Annotated in this window: 15 protein-coding genes; 10 read left to right on the top strand and 5 right to left on the bottom strand. The window is 65.0% G+C overall.

Features of this window, described 5'->3' with window-relative positions:
* Positions 1-58: 58 nt before the first annotated feature.
* From htpX to purH, 4 genes are all read left to right on the top strand, one after another.
* Positions 59-1,072, top strand: coding sequence for a zinc metalloprotease HtpX (htpX, locus tag FJ986_RS25380; RefSeq protein WP_140518224.1), 1,014 nt, complete (start codon positions 59-61; stop codon positions 1,070-1,072).
* On the top strand, positions 1,069-2,451 hold the full coding sequence (locus tag FJ986_RS25375) for an RsmB/NOP family class I SAM-dependent RNA methyltransferase (RefSeq protein WP_246681833.1): 1,383 nt from the start codon (positions 1,069-1,071) through the stop codon (positions 2,449-2,451). The genes htpX and FJ986_RS25375 overlap by 4 nt, the downstream gene beginning before the upstream one ends.
* A gap of 249 nt (positions 2,452-2,700) precedes the next feature.
* A complete protein-coding gene (locus FJ986_RS25370) occupies positions 2,701-4,425 on the top strand; it encodes a heparinase II/III family protein (protein WP_140518222.1) in 1,725 nt (574 codons plus the stop codon).
* A gap of 90 nt (positions 4,426-4,515) precedes the next feature.
* A complete protein-coding gene (purH, locus tag FJ986_RS25365) occupies positions 4,516-6,132 on the top strand; it encodes a bifunctional phosphoribosylaminoimidazolecarboxamide formyltransferase/IMP cyclohydrolase (RefSeq protein WP_140676176.1) in 1,617 nt (538 codons plus the stop codon).
* Between the two features lie 136 nt (positions 6,133-6,268).
* Here the strand turns inward: purH and FJ986_RS25360 are convergent, their stop codons facing one another.
* Complete coding sequence (locus tag FJ986_RS25360; RefSeq protein ID WP_140676173.1) at positions 6,269-7,645, bottom strand: MFS transporter; 1,377 nt, start codon at positions 7,643-7,645, stop codon at positions 6,269-6,271.
* Positions 7,646-7,878: 233 nt separating this feature from the next.
* The gene (locus tag FJ986_RS25355) at positions 7,879-12,711 is read right to left on the bottom strand and encodes an NAD-glutamate dehydrogenase (RefSeq protein WP_140676170.1); all 4,833 of its coding nucleotides are present in this window, start codon (positions 12,709-12,711) and stop codon (positions 7,879-7,881) included.
* Positions 12,712-12,847: 136 nt separating this feature from the next.
* Here FJ986_RS25355 and FJ986_RS25350 point away from each other — a divergent pair, with 136 nt between their 5' ends.
* Together FJ986_RS25350 and FJ986_RS25345 are read left to right on the top strand one after the other, a co-directional pair.
* A complete protein-coding gene (locus FJ986_RS25350) occupies positions 12,848-13,411 on the top strand; it encodes a peroxidase-related enzyme (RefSeq protein ID WP_140518063.1) in 564 nt (187 codons plus the stop codon).
* A 126-nt stretch (positions 13,412-13,537) separates the two neighbouring features.
* On the top strand, positions 13,538-13,861 hold the full coding sequence (locus FJ986_RS25345; protein WP_140566705.1) for a YciI family protein: 324 nt from the start codon (positions 13,538-13,540) through the stop codon (positions 13,859-13,861).
* A gap of 3 nt (positions 13,862-13,864) precedes the next feature.
* Here FJ986_RS25345 and FJ986_RS25340 read toward each other — a convergent pair whose 3' ends face one another.
* Positions 13,865-14,479: a LysE family translocator gene (locus tag FJ986_RS25340; RefSeq protein WP_140493494.1), complete on the bottom strand. Its 615-nt coding sequence runs from the start codon at positions 14,477-14,479 to the stop codon at positions 13,865-13,867.
* Positions 14,480-14,877: 398 nt separating this feature from the next.
* Here FJ986_RS25340 and FJ986_RS25335 point away from each other — a divergent pair, with 398 nt between their 5' ends.
* Positions 14,878-15,504 carry a DUF1062 domain-containing protein gene (locus FJ986_RS25335; RefSeq protein WP_140676167.1) on the top strand — a complete coding sequence of 209 codons (627 nt, stop codon included), beginning with the start codon at positions 14,878-14,880 and terminating at the stop codon, positions 15,502-15,504.
* Between the two features lie 61 nt (positions 15,505-15,565).
* Here FJ986_RS25335 and typA read toward each other — a convergent pair whose 3' ends face one another.
* A complete protein-coding gene (typA, locus tag FJ986_RS25330) occupies positions 15,566-17,395 on the bottom strand; it encodes a translational GTPase TypA (protein WP_140492867.1) in 1,830 nt (609 codons plus the stop codon).
* A 199-nt stretch (positions 17,396-17,594) separates the two neighbouring features.
* Here typA and FJ986_RS25325 point away from each other — a divergent pair, with 199 nt between their 5' ends.
* Positions 17,595-17,876: a hypothetical protein gene (locus FJ986_RS25325; protein WP_181174415.1), complete on the top strand. Its 282-nt coding sequence runs from the start codon at positions 17,595-17,597 to the stop codon at positions 17,874-17,876.
* A gap of 88 nt (positions 17,877-17,964) precedes the next feature.
* Here FJ986_RS25325 and FJ986_RS25320 read toward each other — a convergent pair whose 3' ends face one another.
* Positions 17,965-19,248 (bottom strand): MFS transporter, encoded by a 1,284-nt coding sequence (locus tag FJ986_RS25320; RefSeq protein WP_140880322.1) that lies wholly within the window; start codon positions 19,246-19,248, stop codon positions 17,965-17,967.
* 74 nt (positions 19,249-19,322) lie between these two features.
* On the opposite strand from FJ986_RS25320, the gene FJ986_RS25315 reads away from it, so the two are divergent.
* Both FJ986_RS25315 and FJ986_RS25310 read left to right on the top strand, forming a co-directional pair.
* On the top strand, positions 19,323-19,940 hold the full coding sequence (locus FJ986_RS25315; RefSeq protein ID WP_140524978.1) for a TetR/AcrR family transcriptional regulator: 618 nt from the start codon (positions 19,323-19,325) through the stop codon (positions 19,938-19,940).
* Between the two features lie 44 nt (positions 19,941-19,984).
* Positions 19,985-20,578 carry a hypothetical protein gene (locus tag FJ986_RS25310; protein WP_140554860.1) on the top strand — a complete coding sequence of 198 codons (594 nt, stop codon included), beginning with the start codon at positions 19,985-19,987 and terminating at the stop codon, positions 20,576-20,578.
* Positions 20,579-20,648 lie beyond the last annotated feature (70 nt).

Genomic DNA, 20,648 nt, shown 5'->3' with positions numbered 1-20,648 from the left:
TAGCGATGAGCCCACGAGGATCGACCCCCTTACATCACGACCAGGACGGGAGCAGACGATGAACACACTTCGCACCGCCATGCTTCTTGCCGCGATGACAGCGCTGTTCATGGGCGTCGGCTTCCTGATCGGCGGCACGGGCGGCATGATGATCGCCTTCCTGATCGCCGCCGCCACCAATCTGTTCAGCTATTGGAACGCCGACAAGATGGTGCTGTCGATGAACCGCGCCGTCGAGGTCGACGAGAAGAACGCGCCCGAATATTACGCCATCGTGCAGGCACTGGCCGAGCAGGCAGGCCTGCCGATGCCCAGGACCTACCTGATCGACAATCCGCAGCCCAACGCCTTCGCCACCGGCCGCAACCCGCAGAACGCGGCTGTCGCCGCTTCCACCGGCCTTTTGCAACGGCTGACGCATGAGGAAGTGGCCGCGGTGATGGCGCACGAGCTCGCCCACGTCCAGCACCGCGACACCTTGACCATGACGATCGTCGCCACCTTCGCCGGCGCCATCTCGATGCTTGGCAATTTCGCCTTCTTCCTCGGCGGCAACCGCGACAACAACAGCCCGTTCGGTTTTGTCGGCGTGCTGGCGGCGATGATCGTGGCGCCCTTTGCGGCGATGATCGTGCAGATGGCGGTCAGCCGCACCCGCGAATACGAGGCCGACCGGCGTGGCGCTGAAATCTGTGGACACCCGCTGTGGCTGGCCTCGGCGCTTGACAAGATCGCCCGGGGCGCCGAACGCATACCCAATCCGGATGCCGAGCGTAACCCGGCGATGGCTCATCTCTTCATCATCAACCCGCTGCACGGCGAGCGCATGGACAGTCTGTTCTCCACCCACCCGAGCACCGAGAACCGCATCGCCGCGCTGCAAGCGATGGCGCAGCGCATGGACGGTGGTGTATCGCGGTCCCCGCAGCGCCAGGCGCCAGTGCCGCCGCAGGCCGACGAGCCGCAATCGGCAGGACCGTGGGGCAAGCCGGCCGCGCCGGAACCGCCGGCAGAGCCCAAATCCAATCCATGGGGTCGCAATCCGACCGGGCCCAAGGGCCCGTGGTCGTGAGCGTGGCGGGCAGAGCACCTCGACGCACAGGTGGTCAGGAAGACAAAAAGGACGGCGAGTTCGTTGCCGGCCTTGCCGCCCGCAAGGCGGCGGCGCGCCTGCTGGCAGCTGTCATCGATGCGAGGACGCCGCTCGACGGCCTGACCGACCATGAAAACGGCCACCCGCAATACAAGGCGCTAGATCTGCGCGATCGCGGTCTTGTGCGCGCCATTCTGGTCACCGCGCTGCGCTATCGCATGACCATTGCCGGGCTGCTGGCGCGGCGTCTGGAAAAACCGCTGCCGGCCAATGCCACCGCGCTGTCGCATATTTTGCATGTGGCGGCCGCGCAGATCCTGTTCCTCGACATTCCAGACAGCGCCGCGGTCGACCTCGCCGTCACCCATGCCAAGTCCGATCCCCGCACATTGCGCTTTGCCGGCCTGGTCAACGGTGTGCTGCGCACGCTCGCGCGGATCAAGGAATCTGAACTTCCAGAGGCCCTTGCTACCACCGACGAAGCGCCGAAATGGTTTTCCGACCGTTTGAAGGCCGCCTATGGCGTGGACGAGGCCGGACGGATACTCGCCGCCCACCGCCAGGAGGCCCCGGTCGATTTCTCGGTCAAGGCCGATCCGGAGCACTGGGCCGAAAGGCTCGGCGGCATTGCCCTGCCGACCGGCACGATTCGGGTGGAGAAGCTTGCCGGCCCGGTCACCGAACTGCCTGGCTTCGCCGAAGGCGCCTGGTGGGTCCAGGATGCCGCAGCCGGCCTGCCTGCCCGGTTGCTCGGTGATGTCGGCGGGCTTCGCGTCGCCGATCTCTGCGCCGCGCCCGGCGGCAAGACCGCCCAATTGATCGTGGCCGGCGCACGCGTCACCGCGATCGACACCTCGAAGAACCGGCTGGCGCGGCTGGCGCAGAATCTCGAACGCCTCCGCCTGTCGGCGGATATCGTGCAGGCCGACCTCCTCCAGTACGAGCCGGACGAGCTGTTCGACGCCGTCCTCCTCGACGCGCCCTGCTCCTCGACCGGCACAGTGCGGCGGCATCCCGACGTGCCATGGACCAAGACTGTGGCTGATGTCGAGAAGCTCGCCGATCTCCAGCGCCGGCTGCTCGCGCGCGCCGTCACCCTGGTTAAGCCGGGCGGAAGGATCGTCTTTTCGAACTGTTCGCTCGACCCACTCGAAGGCGAGGAGCTTTATCGTGGCTTCCTCGCCGCGACGCCTGGCGTCGTTGCCGACCCGTTTCGCGCCGGCGAGATCATCGGCATCGATCCCTTCCTGACGCAGGAAGGCACGCTGCGCACCACACCTGTCGACCTCGATCTCGGCTCGCCGCAACGTTCCGGTCTCGACGGCTTTTTCGCCGCGCGCATGCGTCGCGCCAGCTAAGGCAAGTCCACGAAAGCTGCGTGACGATTCTCCGTCCGGAATTGCGTGGAACAAGGATCTGGAGCGGAGTATGGATGCCCATCGGGCGCTGAACCGCTCCGGGGTTTAAGCATAGGAAGTTGCTGACTTTTTTGGGGAGCATCCGCGGCCAAGCCAGGCGGAGCGTCACCGCTCGCGGGAATTCGCCTTCGCATGAATCGTTGAATCAGATAAGCTTGCCCTTGGGATAGAGGACGATCAGGAGGGGTTTTGGCACTTGCTGCCGGCAACACGACGCGTCTGTGGGCGCTTGTCGCGAAGGAGTTTTGGCGCAAAACGCGCCGGCGCCTGCGTGCCGGACCGGTTTATCGCTGGCGCTATTCCGGCCGCACGCCCGAACGGGTGCTGATCGCGCCGCCGGACCTGCGGCTGGCCGACCCGCAGATCGCGCTTGAGATCTACTATGGCCGCTATCCCTTGTCGGGACATATGGTCGAGACCGGCGGCAAGTCGCCCTTCCAGATCAGCGTTCCCAATTACGGCTGGCAGAAGACGCTGCATGGCTTTCGCTGGCTGCGTCACATGCGCGCCGCCGGCACCGAGCTTGCCGCCGCCAATGCGCGTGCGCTGGTGTCCGACTGGATCGCCACGCATGGAAACAACATTTCCGGCATTGCCTGGGAGCCCGGCACGGCCGCCAAGCGCATTATCGCCTGGCTGCAGCATTCCTCGATCGTGCTGCAAGGCGCTGAATTCCCGTTCTACCGCGCCTTCCTGAAATCGCTGGCCGTCCAGATCCGCTACCTCAGGTCGATGGCACGCGAAATGCCTGACGGCAAGGACAGGCTGCGCGCCCGCATCGCCCTCGCCTTCGCCGCCCTGTCGCTGCCGGCGCCCGCATCGGCGCTGCGCGGCGCCACCCGCAATCTCGCCGAGGAACTGGACCGCCAGATCCTTCCTGATGGCGGCCACATCTCGCGCAACCCAATGGCGGTGCTGGAAATCCTCGCCGACCTTTTGCCGCTGCGGCAGACCTACGCCAACCAGGCGGAAGCGCCGCCACAGGCCCTGATCGGCGCCATCGACAGGATGCTGCCGGCGCTGCGCTTCTTTCGCCACCAGGACGGCAGCCTCGCCCGCTTCAACGGCATGGGCGCCACCATCCATGACCGCATCGCCAGCATCCTGCGCCACGACGACACCGCCGGCTCGCCGTTGCTGCACGCACCGCATTCGGGCTATGAGCGGCTGTCCATGGGTGGCGTCACCGTCATCGCCGACACCGGCCTGCCGCCGCCCGTCCACGTCTCCAATGCCGCCCATGCCAGCTGCCTTGCGTTCGAGCTGTCGTCGGGCCGCCAGCATTACATCGTCAATGCCGGCATCGACACCTATGGCGCCGCCGAATTCCGGCCCCTGGCCCGCGCCACCGCCGCGCATTCGACCGCCACCATCAACGACACCTCGTCGGCGCGGTTCAGCCATTCGCTGCGCATCAACGATCTTCTGGGGTCGCCTTTGATCGGCGGCCCGCAGCATGTGCAGTGCAAGCGTATCGACCAGAAGGGCGTTCAAGGCTTCATCGCCCGCCATGACGGCTATATCCAGCGCTTCGGTTTCCTGCACGAGCGCGAGCTGAAACTGTCCTCGAACGGCAATGTGCTGACCGGCAGGGACCGCTTCCAGCGTCCTGGAGGTGCGGCGATCCGCAACAATGGCCGCGATTTCGTCACCGTGCGCTTCCACGTCCATCCCGACATCAACCTTTTGCAGGACGAGCATGACCGCCTGGTGCTGACCGCCGAGCAGGCCGACAGCTGGGTGTTTACCTGCACCGAGATGGTGCCGGAGGTCGAGGAATCGATCTACTTCGCCGGTCTCGGCGGCCCGCGCCGAAGCCGGCAGATCGTGCTTGCCTTCAAGCCGTCCGACATCGCCGAAGTCCACTGGCAGCTCACCCGCACCTCTATCGCCGGCTATCCCGAAAACAACTGACCGCGCCTGCGCTGACCGAGCTTGCGCCTTGATTTCCTGATCTCATATGATACGGCGCGGGCCTGCCCCTCCAGCCGTGAAAGCACGCCCATGGCCGTCGCCGCCAAGAACATTCCCGCTCCCGACCTCGTTCCCGTGCGTCGCGCGCTGCTCTCCGTCTTCGACAAGACCGGCCTCATCGATCTCGCCAGGGCGCTCGCCGCTTCCGGCGTCGAGCTGGTGTCGACCGGCGGCACGGCAAAAGCGATCGCCGATGCGGGCCTGGCGGTCCGCGACGTCTCCGAGCTCACCGGCTTTCCCGAGATCATGGATGGCCGCGTCAAGACCCTGCACCCGTCGGTGCATGGCGCCCTGCTCGGCGTTCGCGATGATCCCGATCACGCCGCGGCGATGCACAAATATGGCATCGAGCCGATCGACCTGGTCGTCTGCAATCTCTATCCGTTCGAGGAAGTCCGCCGCTCCGGCGCCGACTACGCGGCGATCGTCGAGAACATCGACATTGGCGGCCCGGCGATGATCCGCGCCTCGGCCAAGAACCACGCCTATGTCGCCATCGTCACCGATCCCGGCGACTATGCCTCCGTGCTCAATGCGCTGGAGATGAATATCGGCTCGCTTTCGCTGGATTTCCGCAAGAAGCTCGCGGCCAAGGCTTTTGCCCGCACCGCCAGCTACGACGCGGCAATCTCGGGCTGGTTCGCCGAGGCGCTGGAGATCGAGCACCCGACCTGGCGCACCTTCGGCGGCAGGCTGGAGACCGTGATGCGCTATGGCGAGAACCCGCACCAGGGCGCCGGCTTCTATGTCAATGGCGACAAGCGGCCGGGCGTGGCCACCGCGCGCCAGCTCCAGGGCAAGCAGCTTTCCTACAACAACATCAACGATACCGACGCCGCCTTCGAGCTGGCCGGCGAGTTCGACCCGGCGCGCTCGGCCGCCGTCGCCATCATCAAGCATGCCAACCCGTGCGGCGTCGCCGAGGGTTCGACGCTGAAGGCGGCCTACGCCAGGGCGCTGGCCTGCGACCCGGTCTCGGCCTATGGCGGCATTGTCGCTGTCAATCGCATCCTTGACGCCGAGGCCGCCGAAGAGATCGTGAAGACCTTCACCGAGGTCATTATCGCGCCCGGCGCCACCGACGAGGCGGCAGCGATCGTGGCCGCGAAGAAGAACCTGCGCCTGCTGGTCGCGGGCGGCCTGCCGGATCCGCGCGCGATCGGCACAACCGTCAAATCCGTCGCCGGCGGCCTGCTGGTGCAGGGCAGGGACAACGCCGTCGTCGACGACCTCGAACTGAAGGTGGTGACGAAACGGGCGCCGACGCCGGCCGAACTGGCCGACCTGAAATTCGCCTTCCGCGTCGCCAAGCACGTCAAATCGAACGCCATCGTCTACGCAAGGGACAGCGCCACGGTAGGCATCGGCGCCGGACAGATGAGCCGCGTCGATTCCTCGCGCATCGCTGCCCGCAAGGCACTCGACGCTGCGGAAGCGGCGGGCTGGGCCGAGCCGCTGACCAAGGGCTCTGTCGTCGCCTCCGACGCCTTCTTCCCCTTCGCCGACGGCCTGCTGTCGGCCATCGAGGCCGGCGCCACGGCGGTGATCCAGCCCGGCGGCTCGATGCGCGACGACGATGTGGTTGCCGCCGCCGACGAGCATGGCATCGCCATGGTGTTCACGGGCGTGAGACACTTCAGACATTGAGCGCCTCACCCTCCCCCTTGTGGGGAGGGTCGGCGAGCGATGTTTGCGAAGCAAAGCTCGTGAGACGGGGGGGCAGCGCCGTCCCCCACCCCGCTCCGCTTCGCGGATCGACCCTCCCCACAAGGGGGAGGGTAAATCACTCCGCCGCCCGGTCCGCCGGATACGGCGTCCTGATCAGGATCGCCATGCCTATGGCCAGGAACAGGATGATAACCGCCATGCCGAGCCGCGCCGAATCGCTCACCGCCGTGATGGTCGCCACCAAGAACGGCGCCAGGAAACTGGTCGCGCGCCCGGCCAGCGCATAGATGCCGAAATAGCGGCCGGATTCCGACGCCGTAACGCTGCGCGCCATATAGGACCGCGATGACGCCTGCACCGGCCCGAAGGCGAGCCCGATCAGCAATCCATAGAGGATGTAGGCCTTTTCCGCGGCGGTGCCGAACAGGCCCCCGGAATCGGTGGTCGAGAGCTGGATAAGCCCGAGCAGCGTGAAGCCGGGGCCGGTCGAGACGACGCCGATGGTGGCGACCGAAAGCATGACCAGCGCGATCATCACCACCGCCTTGGAGCCGAGCGCGGTGTCGAGCCGCGCAGCGATCCAGCAGCCGAAGATGGCGACGACGTTGAGGATGATGCCGAACATGCCGATCTCGGTGATCGACCACTGGAACATGCCGGCCGCGAAGGTGCCGCCGAGCGCCAGCAGCGCATTGACGCCGTCCTGATAGATCATGCGGGCGACGAGGAAGCGGAAGATGCCGCCGCGCCTGCGCACCTCGACCAAGGTCGACTTCAGCTCCGACAGGCCTTCGCGCACCGCAGGCCTGATCGGGATGCCTTTGATGGCATCGGGAGTGAAGAGGAACATCGGCAGGATGAACAGGAAATACCAGCCGGCCGACAGCGGCCCGGTGGCGCGGGCATCCTCGCCGAGCTTCGGGTCCAGCCCGAACAGCGGGTCGAGGCCGATGATGGTCTTGCCGGTCTCCTGCGATCCGGCCAGGAACAGCACGACGAAGATCAGCGCGATCATACCGCCGAGATAGCCAAGCCCCCAGGCCATGTTGGAGATGCGGCCGATCTCGCTCTTCGGCACCAGGCGCGGCATCATGGAATCGTTGAAGACGGTGGAGAATTCAGCCGCCACCGAGGCCAGCGAGAACAATGCCACGATCAGGAACAGGTTCGAGCCGGGCGCGGCGAGCCACAGCAGCGCCAGGCTGGCGATCTTGATCGCCGCGAAGAAGGCGATCCACGGCTTGCGCGGCCCGGTCTGGTCGGCGATCGAACCGAGGATCGGCGACAGCATGGCGATGACCAGTCCGGCCGCGGCGATGCCGTAGCCCCAGACGGCCTGGCCGGTGGTCGGATCGCTGGCCATGCGCGAAACGAAATAGGGGCCGAAGATGAAGGTGGTGACGACCGTGAAGAAGGGCTGCGCCGCCCAGTCGAACAACATCCACCCCCAGATGCCGCGCCCGGACGCCCGCTGCACTGCTACTTCGGCCATGTCCCCTCCGGTCGCCTTCGTTTCGTTGGGCGGTTCACCCCATGTCTGCATGTTTTCCGCTGGTCATGCAAACGAACACGAGTCGCGCCGCCGTTCTTTGGCCTACCCGCCTTCATTCAGATTAACGGAGCAAGGGCGCCAACCCTATGCCCCTTGTGCGACGGTCGGACCGAAGGTCCGGGTGAGGGCCGGCGCCGCCTCCCCGCCTAGGCGAGGGTAAGTCAGGCGATGGCTCACATCCCCGTCAGATCGCTCATCAGGCCCGATGCCACCGACAGCCGCGACACGGTGATGTCGCCGCCCTCGGTCAGCGCCTGCAGCCGTTCGCGGGTGCGGCCGATCCTCTCCCCGCCGGCCTCCAGCCACGCCGCCACCGGGTCGGCTGCCCCGGCGTGGTTCACGAGTGCCGCAACCGCGATGCCGCGCCGCGCGGTCCCGATCGTGTCGGTGGCGCGCGACAGGGCGAGCTGGTCGTAATAGTCCGCCGGTGTGATGGAGCGGGCCGCCTCCTCGACGCGCGGAATACGGAAGGCGTCGCTGACCGCGAAGAAGGCCTTCGCCGCGGCGACGATGTCGGCGCCTGCCGTTCGCGCCGTCAGCGCGATGTCGGGGATCAGCTCCGCCACATCGGCCAGCGCCAGTTGCGCTGCCAGCCTGTCCGGCGCCCCGGCCTTGAACAGTCCATGCCGCTTCTCGTCGATCCGTTCGCGCGAATAATCGGGGAGCAGCGAAACGAGTTTCGGCTCCAGCGCCTTGCGAGCCTCCTGCAATTCGGCGATGCGCTGGGCAAGCGGCGCCGTGCCGGCGTCGTTCTTCAAGTACCAGCCGCTGGTCACGTAGATCAGCCGGCTGACCGCCTGGTAGAGATCGAGCTGCATCTGGCCGTCGATCTGATTGTCGAGCGCGTCGATCTCGCGGTAAAGCGCCGGCAAGGCAAAGCCGTCGCGCACCACGGCGAAGGTGCGCACCACGTCGGCGGCGGTGCGCCCCGTCGCTTCCCGCAACCGGTTGACGAAGGAGGGACCGCCGCGGTTGACCAGCTCATTGGCGACGACGCGGGCGATGATCTCGCGGCGCAGGCGATGGCCGTGGATCTCGGCGGCATATTTCTTCGCCATCCGGTCGGGGAAATAGCCCATCAGGTCGCGGTCGAAATGCGGCTCGTCAGGCACGTCGCTTGCGACGATGTCGGAAAACAGCACGATCTTGGCATAGGCGAGCAGCACGCCGAGCTCGGCCCTGGTCAGCGGCTCGCCGCGCGTCTCGCGCTCGGCAAGGGCCGCCGGCGAGGGCAGCGTCTCGACCGTGCGGTCGAGCAGGCCGCGTGCTTCCAGCGCCGACATGAAGCGGGCCTGGTGGGCGATGTCGGCGAGGCCGCGCTTGCGGGCGATGGAGAGCGCCAGCGTCTGCTGGTAGTTGTTGGACAGGACCAGCTCGCCGACCTCGCCGGTCATCTCGGCGAGAAGCTTGTCGCGCGCAGGCCGGGTCAACGACCCTTTGCGCATGGCGGACGCCAGCGCGATCTTGATATTGACCTCGACGTCGGAACAGTTGACCCCGCCCGAATTGTCGATGGCGTCGGAATTGCAACGCCCGCCATTCATGCCGAATTCGATGCGCGCGCGCTGCGTCACCCCGAGATTGGCCCCCTCGCCGATCACCTTGGCGCGCACGTCGAGCGCGGTGATGCGGACGGCGTCGTTGGCGCGATCACCGACCTCGGCGTTGGTCTCGGTCGAGGCCCGCAAATACGTGCCGATGCCGCCGAACCACAAGAGGTCGACGGGCGCCTTGAGGATGGCGCTCATGATCTCGACCGGCGTGGCGGTCGTCTTGTTGAGGCCGATCGCAGCAGCAGCAGCGGCCGGCAAGGTGATCGATTTCTGGCCGCGCGAGACGATGACGCCGCCCTCGGAGAGCTTGCTCTTGTCGTAGTCCTGCCAGCTCGAACGGGGAAGAGCGAACATGCGCTGGCGCTCGGCCATCGATGCCGCCATGTCGGGATCGGGATCGATGAAGATGTCGCGGTGGTCGAAGGCTGCGATCAGCCTTGTCTTCGGTGACAACAGCATGCCGTTGCCGAACACGTCGCCCGACATGTCGCCCACCCCGACGACGGAGAAGGGCGTGGTCTGGATGTCGCGGTTCATCTCGCGGAAATGCCGCTTGACCGCCTCCCACGCGCCCTTGGCGGTGATGCCCATCTTCTTATGGTCGTACCCGGCCGAACCGCCGCTGGCGAAGGCATCGTCAAGCCAGAAGCCATGGCTTTCACTGATGGCGTTGGCGGTGTCCGAGAAAGTTGCCGTGCCCTTGTCGGCGGCAACGACGAAATAGGGATCGTCCTGGTCGCGCCTGACAACGCCGGCCGGCGGGATGACGCCGTCGAGGCCGATATTGTCGGTGATCGACAAAAGGCTGGAAACGAAGTTCTTGTAGGCCGAGGTGCCGGCTTCGAAGATGGCGTCGCGGCCGGCGCTCATCGGCAGCTTCTTCGGATAGAACCCGCCCTTGGCGCCGACCGGCACGATGACCGCGTTCTTGACCTGCTGTGCCTTGACCAGGCCGAGCACCTCGGTGCGGTAATCCTGGGCGCGGTCCGACCAGCGCAGGCCGCCGCGCGCCACCGGACCGAAGCGCAGATGCACGCCCTCGACCTCAGAGCCGTAGACGAAGATTTCCCGCCACGGTCGCGGCTCGGGCAACCCGTCGACCGAACGCGAATCGAGTTTGATCGCCAGCGACTGGCCCTTGGCTTTCGTATCGGCAACGAAATGATTGGTGCGCAGCGAGGCTTCGATGAGATTGAGGTAGCGGCGGATGATGGCGTCGTCGTCGATGTTGGGAACGTCTTCCAGCGCGTCCTTGATCTTGGCCTTGAGATGCTTTGCCGCCACCACGCCTTCCGTCTCGGCTGTCGGGCCGAGCCGGGCGATGAACAGCGCGTGCAGGCCGCGTGCGATCTCGGGATAGCGGTTGAGGGCCGCGGCGATGAAATCCTGGCTCTGCGGAATGCCGGCCTGCTGCAAATAGCGACCATAGGCGCGCAGGATGGTGATTTCGCCCGACCACAGGCCTGCGGTCTGGGCAAGGCCGTTGTAGCCGTCATTGTCGACGTCGCCGCGCCACACCGAGAGGAACGCGTCCTCGAACAGCGCGCCGCCATTGCTGAGGTCGATCGGCTTTCCGTAGCTGTTCTCCAGCTCCATGTCGTGGATGAAGACGGTGCCGGGCTGATCACTATTGATCATGCCGGGCTGGCCGCTATTCCCGGCTTTGTCGTCGCCGACCTCGAAGGTGCGCTCGCTGATGACGCGGAAACCGATGTTTTCCAGCACCGGCACGCGCCGCGACAGCGCCACCGGGCTGCCATGGTGATAGATTTTCAGCGCCGCCTGGTGCGGCTTCTGCTCGGCATGGCGATAGTAATCGATGGCGATCGGATTGCTGGCGCTGATCTTGGCGATACGCCCGGCATCGACCAGCGCCACACCGGCGCTGAAGGAGTCCCGGTAGCTTTCCGGAAATCGTGCCGCGATCCTCTTCAGCGCCGGGTCGCTGCCGCTGGTTTCCGCCGCCTCGGAAAGGGCGTCCTCCCAGGTGCGCACGATGTCGCGGATCGCCGCCTCGATCGTCGCCTGTTCGACCTTCGGCGTCTTGCCGCCGGAGCGGCCGATGATGAAATGCACGCGCGCCAGCCCGCCTTCCGGGAAGGCCGGGTAGTAGGCCGACAGCCGGCCTTCGAACACCGTCTTGAGGTAGGTGCCGACCTTCTCGCGCACGACGCTGTCGTAACGGTCGCGCGGCACGAAGACGAGGATGGAGACGAAGCGGTCGAACTGGTCGGCACGCACCAGTGCCCGCACGCGCGGCCTCTCGACGAGGCCCAGAATGGCCGCGGCATGCTTCCTCAGGATCGGCACCGGCACCTGGAACAGCTCGTCGCGCGGATAGCTCTCCAGCACGTTGATCAGCGCCTTGCCGGAGTGGTCGTGCCGGTCGAAACCGGATTTGGCGATGACGGTTTCGGCCTTCGACCTGAGATAGGGGATCTTCATCACCGAGCGCGTGTAGGCGGTCGACGTGAACAGGCCGACAATGCGCAGTTCGCCCGCCAGAGCGCCCTTGGCGGTGTAGGTCTTGATGCCGATATAATCGAGATAGATGCGCCGGTGCACGGAAGACTTGGCATTGGCCTTGGTGACGATCAGCGGCTCCGGCCCATGCAGGAAGGCTCGAATCTCCGGCGTTGTCGTCACCGCTTCGGTGCCGCGCCGCAGCACCAGCACGTCCAGGTCGGACAATATGCCCAGGCCAGGCTTGTCGGCACGCTCCAGCGTGCCGCTTTCCTCGCCGCCGACATATGTGAATTCGCGCATGCCGAGGAAAGTGAAATTGTCGTCGCGCAGCCACTCCAGGAAGGCGATCGCCTCGGCCACGCTCTTCTTGTCCAGCGGCACCGCCGAATAGCGGAACTCCGAGATCGCCTGGTCGAGGCGGGCCAGCATCGGCTTCCAGTCGCTGACGGCTGAATGGACCTGGCCGAGGATCTTGCGCAGCCGCTCTGCCAAGCCGTTCGCCTGCTCCGGGGTCAGCCGGGGAATATGGACATGGATGACGCTCAGCCGGTCGTGGCTGCCGTCGTCCCTGGCGAAATTGCCGTCGCCGAGAATTTCCTCGACGCCGTCCTTGCCATGGCGGACGGTGATGACGGGATGGGTGACCAGGGTCGGCTCGCCGGCACTCTCGGTGATCTCGCCGAGTATGGAATCGAACAGGAAAGGCATATTGTCGTTGACGACGGTGACGATCGTGACGGGTCGGCCCTCGCGAACGACGCCGGAATCGGTGTCGACGGCGACGGCGCACGCGCCCTTCTTGTGACCGGCGACCGCGCGGCCGGCGAGATCCGCGGCGCGTTCGAGGTCGGCCACCTCATAGGCGGCAATGTCTTCCGCCGGCGCGCGGGCGAGCAGGTAGTCGGCAAGCCTGGCCGGCCTTTCCTGCGTCTTCGGCATCGCCGTGGCTTTCTTCTTCGACCTGCTCGCCGATTTCACGCTGGCCATGACGCTTCTTTCCTCCCGTCGTATGCTTTTGCGGACATCTGTAGCAGATGACCGCTATTTGGCGACAAAGGTTTGACGGCGTGCCAAGAATTATCGCAATTCGGCGGCAGCCGGCGACAAACGAGGAGGAATGCCCATGACCGACAAGATCACCGCGCTCGATCTCGCCGCCGCTGAGCTGAGCGATGCGACCAGGACCTATTTCGCCAAATGCGAGGAGAAGCTCGGCCTGGTCCCCAACGTGTTGCGCGCCTATGCCTTCGACGACAAGAAGCTGCGTGCCTTCACCGACATGTACAACGATCTGATGCTGGGCGATTCAGGCCTGTCGAAGCTGGAGCGCGAGATGATCGCGGTCGCTGTCTCCTCCATCAACCATTGCTACTACTGCTTGACGGCGCATGGCGCCGCCGTGCGGCAGCTGTCGGGCGACCCTTCGCTCGGCGAGATGATGGTAATGAATTTCCGCGCCGCCGATCTTTCATCGAAGCAGGTCGCGATGCTGGAATTCGCGGTCAAGCTGACAGAGGAGCCGGCCAAGATCGTCGAAGCCGACCGAGCGGCCCTGCGTATGGCCGGCTTCACCGACCGCGACATCTGGGACATCGCCTCCACGGCCGCCTTCTTCAACATGTCGAACCGGGTGGCGGCGGCAATCGATATGCGCCCGAACCCCGAGTACCACGCCATGGCAAGGTGACGAGCAGGCTACCTGCTCATATATTAGCCACCTCTCATTCTCATTGCTTGTTTGCCGGTTTGGTCCGATGATCGCCGGGCGGCATGACCGCATGCCGGTTCGATGCCGCCAACAAGGGAGGAGAACATGGCGAAATTTCTCTATGTCTATCACGGCTCCGGCAAGATGCCGACCGAGGAGGCCGAACGCAAAGCCGCGATGGATGCCTGGAACGGCTGGTACGGCAAGCTCGGCTCGGCCGTGGTCGACGGCGGCAATCCGGTCGGCATGTCGAAGACGGTGCTGCCCGACGGCAAGGTCGAGAACAATGGCGGCAGCAACCCGACCGCCGGCTACACGATCGTGGAAGCCAGTGACATCGACGATGCCGTCGCCAAGGCCAGGGATTGCCCGATCCTGATGAACCCGGCCTTCAGCGTCGAGATCGCGCCGATCGTCGAAATGATGTGACGGTCACGAGCGCGCCGCGATCGCCGCGGCTGCACCGGCCATGGTGGTGGCGCTGACGCGGTTGGCAATTCTCATGGCGCGCTTGCTCTTCAGGAGCTTGCGCGCCTGGGCGGCGGCAAGCACCCAGGCAAGGTCGATGATAACAAGCACCACCGCCATGGTCGCCGTCAGCTCGATCCAGCCAACCACCGTCACCGAAGCAAGGTCGATGATGGTCGGCAGCAAGGCCAGGTAGAACATCATGATCTTGGGGTTGCCGAGCGTCACGGCCATGCCGGCGAAGAACAGTTTGCCGGGCGAGTCCTCGCGCGGCATCTCGCCTTCTTTCGCTTCGACAGGCGCGGTCCACATCTGCCAGGCGAGGTAAGCGAGATAGGCGACGCCGACCCATTTGACGATGACGAAAGCGAAATGGAAAGTCTGCGCCACCACCGCCAGCCCGAACACCGCCAGCGACAGCCAGATGCCCTCGCCGATCCACATGGCGAGCAGGAACGGGAACACGTCGCGAAATCCCTTGGCGATGACGCGGGCGACGAGTGCCGCGATCGAAGGACCCGGCGAACCGGCGGCCACGAAGAGCGCGGCGGCGAAGATCAGGAGCGAGGTGAGGTGCATGGCGAGGATCTCGGCTTGAAAACCTTCAATGCCAGACATTAGCAATGCCAGACATTAGCGCAAGCGATCGAGCTTCGGTAGCATCAACATGCTTGCCGGCCCGGCATCTCGCGGCTAGATAGATCGCCGCGAAACAATTTCGAGCTTCAGTTTGCCTACGTAACCGCCGGTCTCGTCAACTCCCCCGACACAATGCATGGCGCCGCCACAACGGTGCCTTTTCCATTTCATGTGTTCCTCTGGGCGGCGGTTCGAGACCGGTTTGGCACTGCTGAACCGCTGTCGCATGCGCCGCGACGCCTGATCCCAAGAACCGCAGCCTACCGCCACGCCGCGCCCGCCTGGGCATCTCGACATTGCCGACCTGATGAACTTCCCGACGGGAAGGGCATATCGGCATGTCTTCTATTCTGCGCATCCGCTGGACGGTCGCGCCTCAAACCGCACCACGTCCCCTGATCACCTGCAATCGCTGCGGCGACATCAAAGCCTATCGCAGCAACGGAAAGTTCCGCGTCAACGCCAACGGCAAGCGCATTGACGTCTGGCTGATCTATCGTTGTATCAACTGCGACAATTCCTGGAATTTCGGCATTTTCGAGCGCCGCAACCGCCGCGACATCGAGCCGGCGCTGCTGCGGGCGCTGGAGAGCAACGATGCAGCACTTGCCCGGCGCCATGCATTCGATGTGACCGCACTGCGCGGCCAGGTGGGGCGTGTCGAGGAGTTTCCCGACGTCGACGTGCACAAGACGGCGCTTGGCGGGACAAGCGAAGCTGCAAGCGTGCTGGAGCTCCGGCTCGGGCTCGAAATGCCGATATCGCTGCGGCTCGATCGTTTGCTCGCCAACGAACTCGGCATCTCACGTTCGCGGCTTCAAGCCCTGGAGGAGAAAGGCCTGTTGGTTGTCGATTGCGACGGGGCCAAGGCTTTGCGCAAGCCGGCACGCGACGGGACGACGGTCCGCGTCGATCTGGCCGGCGAACCCGACCGGCAGGCCATCATATCTGCCGCCAGGGGATGAACGGCAGAGGGGCGAAGCACCTGGTGCTCCGCCCCTCCCGGATACGATCAGAAAGCAGAAATTACGCGGCGCCGACGGCCTTGGACGATTTCTCGAAGCGCTTGCGCTCGTTGGGATCCAGATAAAGCTTGCGCAGGCGGATGGTCTTCGGTGTCACCTCGACCAGCTCGTCGTCCTGGATCCAGGCCAGCGCGCGCTCCAACGTCATGCGGATCGGCGGTGTCAGCTTGACCGCCTCGTCCTTGCCGGCGGCGCGGATGTTGGTCAGCTTCTTGCCCTTCAGCACGTTCACTTCCAGGTCGTTGTCGCGGGAGTGGATGCCGATGATCATGCCCTGATAGACCTTGACGCCCGGATCGATGACCATCGGGCCACGATCCTCCAGGTTCCACATGGCGTAGGCGACGGACTCACCCTGCTCGTTGGAGATCAGCACGCCGTTGGTGCGGCCGGGCAGTTCGCCCTTGTAGGGCTCATAGGCATGGAACAGCCGGTTCATCACGGCGGTGCCGCGCGTGTCGGTCAAGAGTTCCGACTGGTAGCCGATCAGGCCGCGCGTCGGCGCGTGGAAGACGAGGCGCTGGCGGTTGCCGCCGGAGGGGCGCAATTCGACCATCTCGGCCTTGCGCTCGGACATTTTCTGCACGACGACGCCGGCATGCTCCTCGTCGACGTCGATGACGACTTCCTCGACCGGCTCCAGCAATTCGCCGTTCTCGCCCTTCTGCATGACCACGCGCGGCCGCGACACGGCGATTTCAAAGCCCTCGCGGCGCATGGTCTCGATCAGCACGGCAAGCTGCAATTCGCCACGGCCCGACACGAAGAAGGAATCCTTGTCAGGCGATTCCTCGATCTTGAGCGCGACATTGCCCTCGGCTTCGCGCAGCAGGCGGTCGCGGATGACGCGGCTGGTCACCTTGTCGCCTTCCGTGCCGGCCAGCGGCGAATCGTTGACGAGGAAAGACATGGTCACGGTCGGCGGATCGATCGGCTGCGCGTGCAGCGGCTCGCTCACGCTTAGGTCGCAGAACGTGTCGGCGACGGTGCCTTTGGACAGGCCGGCAATGGCCACGATGTCGCCCGCCTGCGCTTCCTCGATCGGCTGGCGCTCGAGGCCGCGGAAGGCCAGTATCTTGGAAATGCGGCCGGTTTCGATCTGGGTGCCGTCATGATGCAGCACCTTGACCGCCTGGTTGGCCTTCAGCGTGCCGCTCTCGATGCGGCCGGTGATGATACGGCCGAGGAACGGATTGGCTTCCAGGATGGTGCCGATCATGCGGAACGGGCCGGGATGCACGGTCGGCGCGGGCACATGCTTGAGGACGAGGTCGAACAGCGGCGACAGGCCCTGGTCCTTGGGACCTTCCGGATTTTCCGAGACCCAGCCGTCGCGCCCCGAACCATAAAGGATCGGGAAGTCGAGCTGCTCGTCGGTGGCGTCGAGCGCGGCAAACAGGTCGAACACCTCGTTGACCACCTCGACATGGCGGGCGTCCGGCCGGTCGATCTTGTTGATGACGACGATGGGCTTCAAGCCGACCTTGAGCGCCTTGCCGACGACGAACTTGGTCTGCGGCATCGGGCCTTCGGCGGCGTCGACCAGCACGATCGCCGAATCCACCATCGACAGGATGCGCTCGACCTCACCGCCGAAATCGGCGTGGCCGGGGGTGTCGACGATGTTGACGCGGGTGCCCTTCCAGTCGACCGAGGTCGCCTTGGCCAGGATGGTGATGCCGCGTTCCTTTTCGAGGTCGTTGGAATCCATGGCGCGTTCGGCGACGCGCTGATTGTCGCGGAAGGCGCCGGATTGTTTCAGAAGCTGGTCGACAAGGGTGGTCTTTCCATGGTCGACGTGCGCGATGATCGCGATATTGCGGAGGTTCATGATCTGGTCTCGGGAGCGTTGCAGGCAGCAGGCCAAAAGGCGCCGCCTCTTTCGTGTTGCGCGGCTCATACAGGGTTTTTCGCATTTGCGAAAGAGGAAGCGCGACACCAAATAATCATCAAATCTTAAGCATCGCCATGTGAAATGGTTTTGTTAACCAAGGTGGGAACCTTTTGCGGGCCCGGGCAGTTCGAACACCATGACCAATGCAGTCGTCAAATTTCGGCCGATTCTCGCAACTGCGGCCCTCGCCGTGTTGCTGGCCGCCGGCGCCGCTCAATCCGCGGCGACGCTCAAGGAAGCGCGGCCCGCTCTGCCGAACGATGTCCCGAGCGCCGAACAGGTCTTTGCGGATGCGCCCGATGGGGTCGATCCGGTGGTGACGGGGCCCGTCAGCGCGGCCTTCAAGCAAAGGCAGGAAAGCGCCAATTGCGATAGTGCGGTTTGGCCCAACGTCCCGTTGGTCTGCTATCCCGACTGATCGGCTGCGCGCCGTCGGCGAACTGCCGATCTCCCCTTTATCGAAAAGATCGCCAATCTGACCGACGGCACACTCGTTCGAAGGCGCACTATGCCGCTTGCGGCTCCGGGTCGAACGCCGGCCGGCTGGTGTTGATCAGGAGCGAGATACAGGCGGCGGCAATCGCGGTCATGCCGGCGATCAGGAAGGCCAGTTCGTAATTGCCCTGCAGTTCGCGCATGGTGCCGCCGAAGAAAGCGGCGGTTGCCGCGCCCACCTGATGGCCGGCGACGATCCAGCCGAACACGATCGGGCCGCTGCGGTCGCCGAAGGCTTCATTGGCGAGCCGCAGCGTCGGGGGCACGGTGGCGATCCAGTCGAGACCGTAAAGCACGGCGAAGATGATCAGACTGGTCGCCGAAAAGCCGGAATAGGGCAGATAGATCAGCGAAAGGCCGCGGATCGCATAATAGACGCCGAGCAGCTTGCGCGGATCGAAACGGTCGGTGAGCCAGCCCGACAGCGTGGTGCCGATCAGGTCGAAAATGCCCATCATCGACAACAGGCCAGCCGCCTGCACCTCGTTGATGCCCATATCGCCGCAAAATGCGATGAGATGCGTGCCGACCAGCCCGTTGGTGGTGAAACCGCAGACGAAGAAGGTGGCGAACAGGTACCAGAAGACGCGCGTGCCGGCGGCGCGACGCAGCGTGGTCAGCGTGTGGGTCAGGAAATTGCCTTGTGCCGCCGGCGGTACCGGCGGCACGTCGTCGGCTTCCGCGCCATAGCGCACCATGCCGATCGATGCCGGGCGTTCCGGCACCAGCAGCAGCACCAGCGGCACCAGACAGGCCGTTGCGACGGAGATGGCGGTGACGACCGGCTTCCAGCCGCCTGACTGCGCCAGCGAGGCCAGCAGCGGCAGGAAGACCAGCAGACCGGTGGCGCTGGAGGCCGACATCAAGCCCATGACGAGACCGCGGTTGGTCTTGAACCAGCGGTTGACGATGGTGGCGCCGAGCACGGTGGCGACCGCGCCGGAGCCGACGCCGGAAAACACGCCCCAGGTGATCAGCAGATGCCATGGCTTGGTCATCAGCAGGCTGAGCGCGGTGGAGGCCGACATCACCACAAGCGCGGCAAGCAGCGTGCGCCGCAGCCCGATCCGCTCCATCAGCGCAGCGGCAAACGGTCCGGTCAGGCCGTAGAGGAAGATGCCGACCGCGGCAGCCAGCGACACCACGTCGCGCCGCCAGCCAAAACTTTCCTCCAGCGGCAGCATCATGACGGCTGGCGCGGAGCGCAGGCCGGCCGCGATCAGCAGGCAGAGAAAGATGACGGCGACCACGACGAAAGCGTAGCGCTGGCCAAATGGACGGGATTGAGCTAGCATGTTACTGACCGGTACGTTGCAGGATGGAAACATGTATACGTACCGATCGGTAACAGTGTCAACCGAGACCGCGAATGCCACCAGACAATAAAATTGAACCGTCCATCAGCAGCGCTCACGCGTCGGCTCCGCCAAAGGCGGCGGAAAAGATACTCGGCGTGGCGCGCGATCTGTTTTACCGGCAAGGCATCAGGGCAATTGGCGTCGATGAGATCGTCAGGCGCGCAGGGGTCACCAAGCCCAGCCTCTATCGCAGCTTTCCCTCCAAGGACGAATTGGCCGCCTCTTATCTGCGCCGATACGACCTCGAATTCTGGGAACGCTTCGACGAGGCGGTGAACGCCCATCCCGGCGATCCGCGCGCGCAAATCCGAGCCTTCCTGACCCGCGTCGGCAAGCGCACGCAGAAGCCTGACTATCGCGGCTGCGGCATGACCAATGCGGCCGTAGAATATCCCGAGCGCGGCCATCCGGCGCGCGTGGTGAGCGAGGACAACAAGCAGGAACTGCGCCGCCGCCTGCGCGCCATGGCCGCCGCGATGAATGCCGCCGACGCCGACACGCTGGGCGACGGTCTGCTGCTTCTGATCGAAGGCGCCTATATCAGCGGCCAGTTGTTCGGCGCCGGTGGCCCGGCGGCGTCGGTGGCGATCAACGCCGATCTGCTGATCGAGGCGAGCTTGAAGAAATAGTGTTTGGCGATAGGCTGCTGCGACCTTCAACGGAGATGTCCGCGATGCGCAGCCTGGTTCTTCCGCTCGTTCTCGCCAGCGTCTGCCAGGCAGCGCATGCCGGCGAGATATCGAGCGCCTACACCGATCTCGACTGGAAGAACGACTGCGTCACCTATGCGCAGGCCGGGGACGGTGATGGCGACTGGGCCGACCTCGCCTGTTCGGGCTATCGTGGATATCCGGTGCTGATCGCCTATGACGATGCGCGCGAATCGCTGTTTTATGGTTTCCCGCCCGGCGGCGACATGACATCGGTCTGGGAAAGTTTCTCCGGCTTCAATTCCTCAGGCGCCAGGATCGAGTGGCGCATCGAGACCGACGGCGACAAGGCGGTGCCGTTCGCGGTCATTCACCGCCGCTCCATCAGCAATCCGGAAGACGAAAAGAAACCCACCGACGTGCTGCTCGTCTCCAAGGTCGCGCAAATGGATGCGCGCGACGGCTGCACGGTCGCACTGGTGCTGGCTACAGGAAATCCTGCCGCCAACGATCAGGCGCGCAAGCTTGCCGACGAGAAAGCACGGTCCTTTGCCTGCGGCAAGGACCGGCGCACCGTCATCGGCGAGGTGCCGGCTTTCGGGCGCGTCGACAATTGAAGGACAAGCGTTCGCCGCTCGCCGACGCGTCAAATGCTTCGATTTTCACGCGCCCTCGTCATCACCGTTG

It is taken from the genome of Mesorhizobium sp. B1-1-1 (genome assembly GCF_006442955.1).
Taxonomy (GTDB): domain Bacteria; phylum Pseudomonadota; class Alphaproteobacteria; order Rhizobiales; family Rhizobiaceae; genus Mesorhizobium.
This window is presented reverse-complemented; position numbering and strand designations above follow the sequence as displayed.

Excerpts from the sequence above, each read along its gene's own strand:
- htpX (WP_140518224.1), top strand. The coding sequence starts at position 59 with ATGAACACACTTCGCACCGCCATGCTTCTTGCCGCGATGACAGCGCTG.
- purH (WP_140676176.1), top strand. The coding sequence starts at position 4,516 with ATGGCCGTCGCCGCCAAGAACATTCCCGCTCCCGACCTCGTTCCCGTG.
- FJ986_RS25360 (WP_140676173.1), bottom strand. The coding sequence starts at position 7,645 with ATGGCCGAAGTAGCAGTGCAGCGGGCGTCCGGGCGCGGCATCTGGGGG.
- FJ986_RS25355 (WP_140676170.1), bottom strand. The coding sequence starts at position 12,711 with ATGGCCAGCGTGAAATCGGCGAGCAGGTCGAAGAAGAAAGCCACGGCG.
- FJ986_RS25350 (WP_140518063.1), top strand. The coding sequence starts at position 12,848 with ATGACCGACAAGATCACCGCGCTCGATCTCGCCGCCGCTGAGCTGAGC.
- FJ986_RS25345 (WP_140566705.1), top strand. The coding sequence starts at position 13,538 with ATGGCGAAATTTCTCTATGTCTATCACGGCTCCGGCAAGATGCCGACC.
- FJ986_RS25340 (WP_140493494.1), bottom strand. The coding sequence starts at position 14,479 with ATGCACCTCACCTCGCTCCTGATCTTCGCCGCCGCGCTCTTCGTGGCC.
- FJ986_RS25335 (WP_140676167.1), top strand. The coding sequence starts at position 14,878 with ATGTCTTCTATTCTGCGCATCCGCTGGACGGTCGCGCCTCAAACCGCA.
- typA (WP_140492867.1), bottom strand. The coding sequence starts at position 17,395 with ATGAACCTCCGCAATATCGCGATCATCGCGCACGTCGACCATGGAAAG.
- FJ986_RS25325 (WP_181174415.1), top strand. The coding sequence starts at position 17,595 with ATGACCAATGCAGTCGTCAAATTTCGGCCGATTCTCGCAACTGCGGCC.
- FJ986_RS25320 (WP_140880322.1), bottom strand. The coding sequence starts at position 19,248 with ATGCTAGCTCAATCCCGTCCATTTGGCCAGCGCTACGCTTTCGTCGTG.
- FJ986_RS25315 (WP_140524978.1), top strand. The coding sequence starts at position 19,323 with ATGCCACCAGACAATAAAATTGAACCGTCCATCAGCAGCGCTCACGCG.
- FJ986_RS25310 (WP_140554860.1), top strand. The coding sequence starts at position 19,985 with ATGCGCAGCCTGGTTCTTCCGCTCGTTCTCGCCAGCGTCTGCCAGGCA.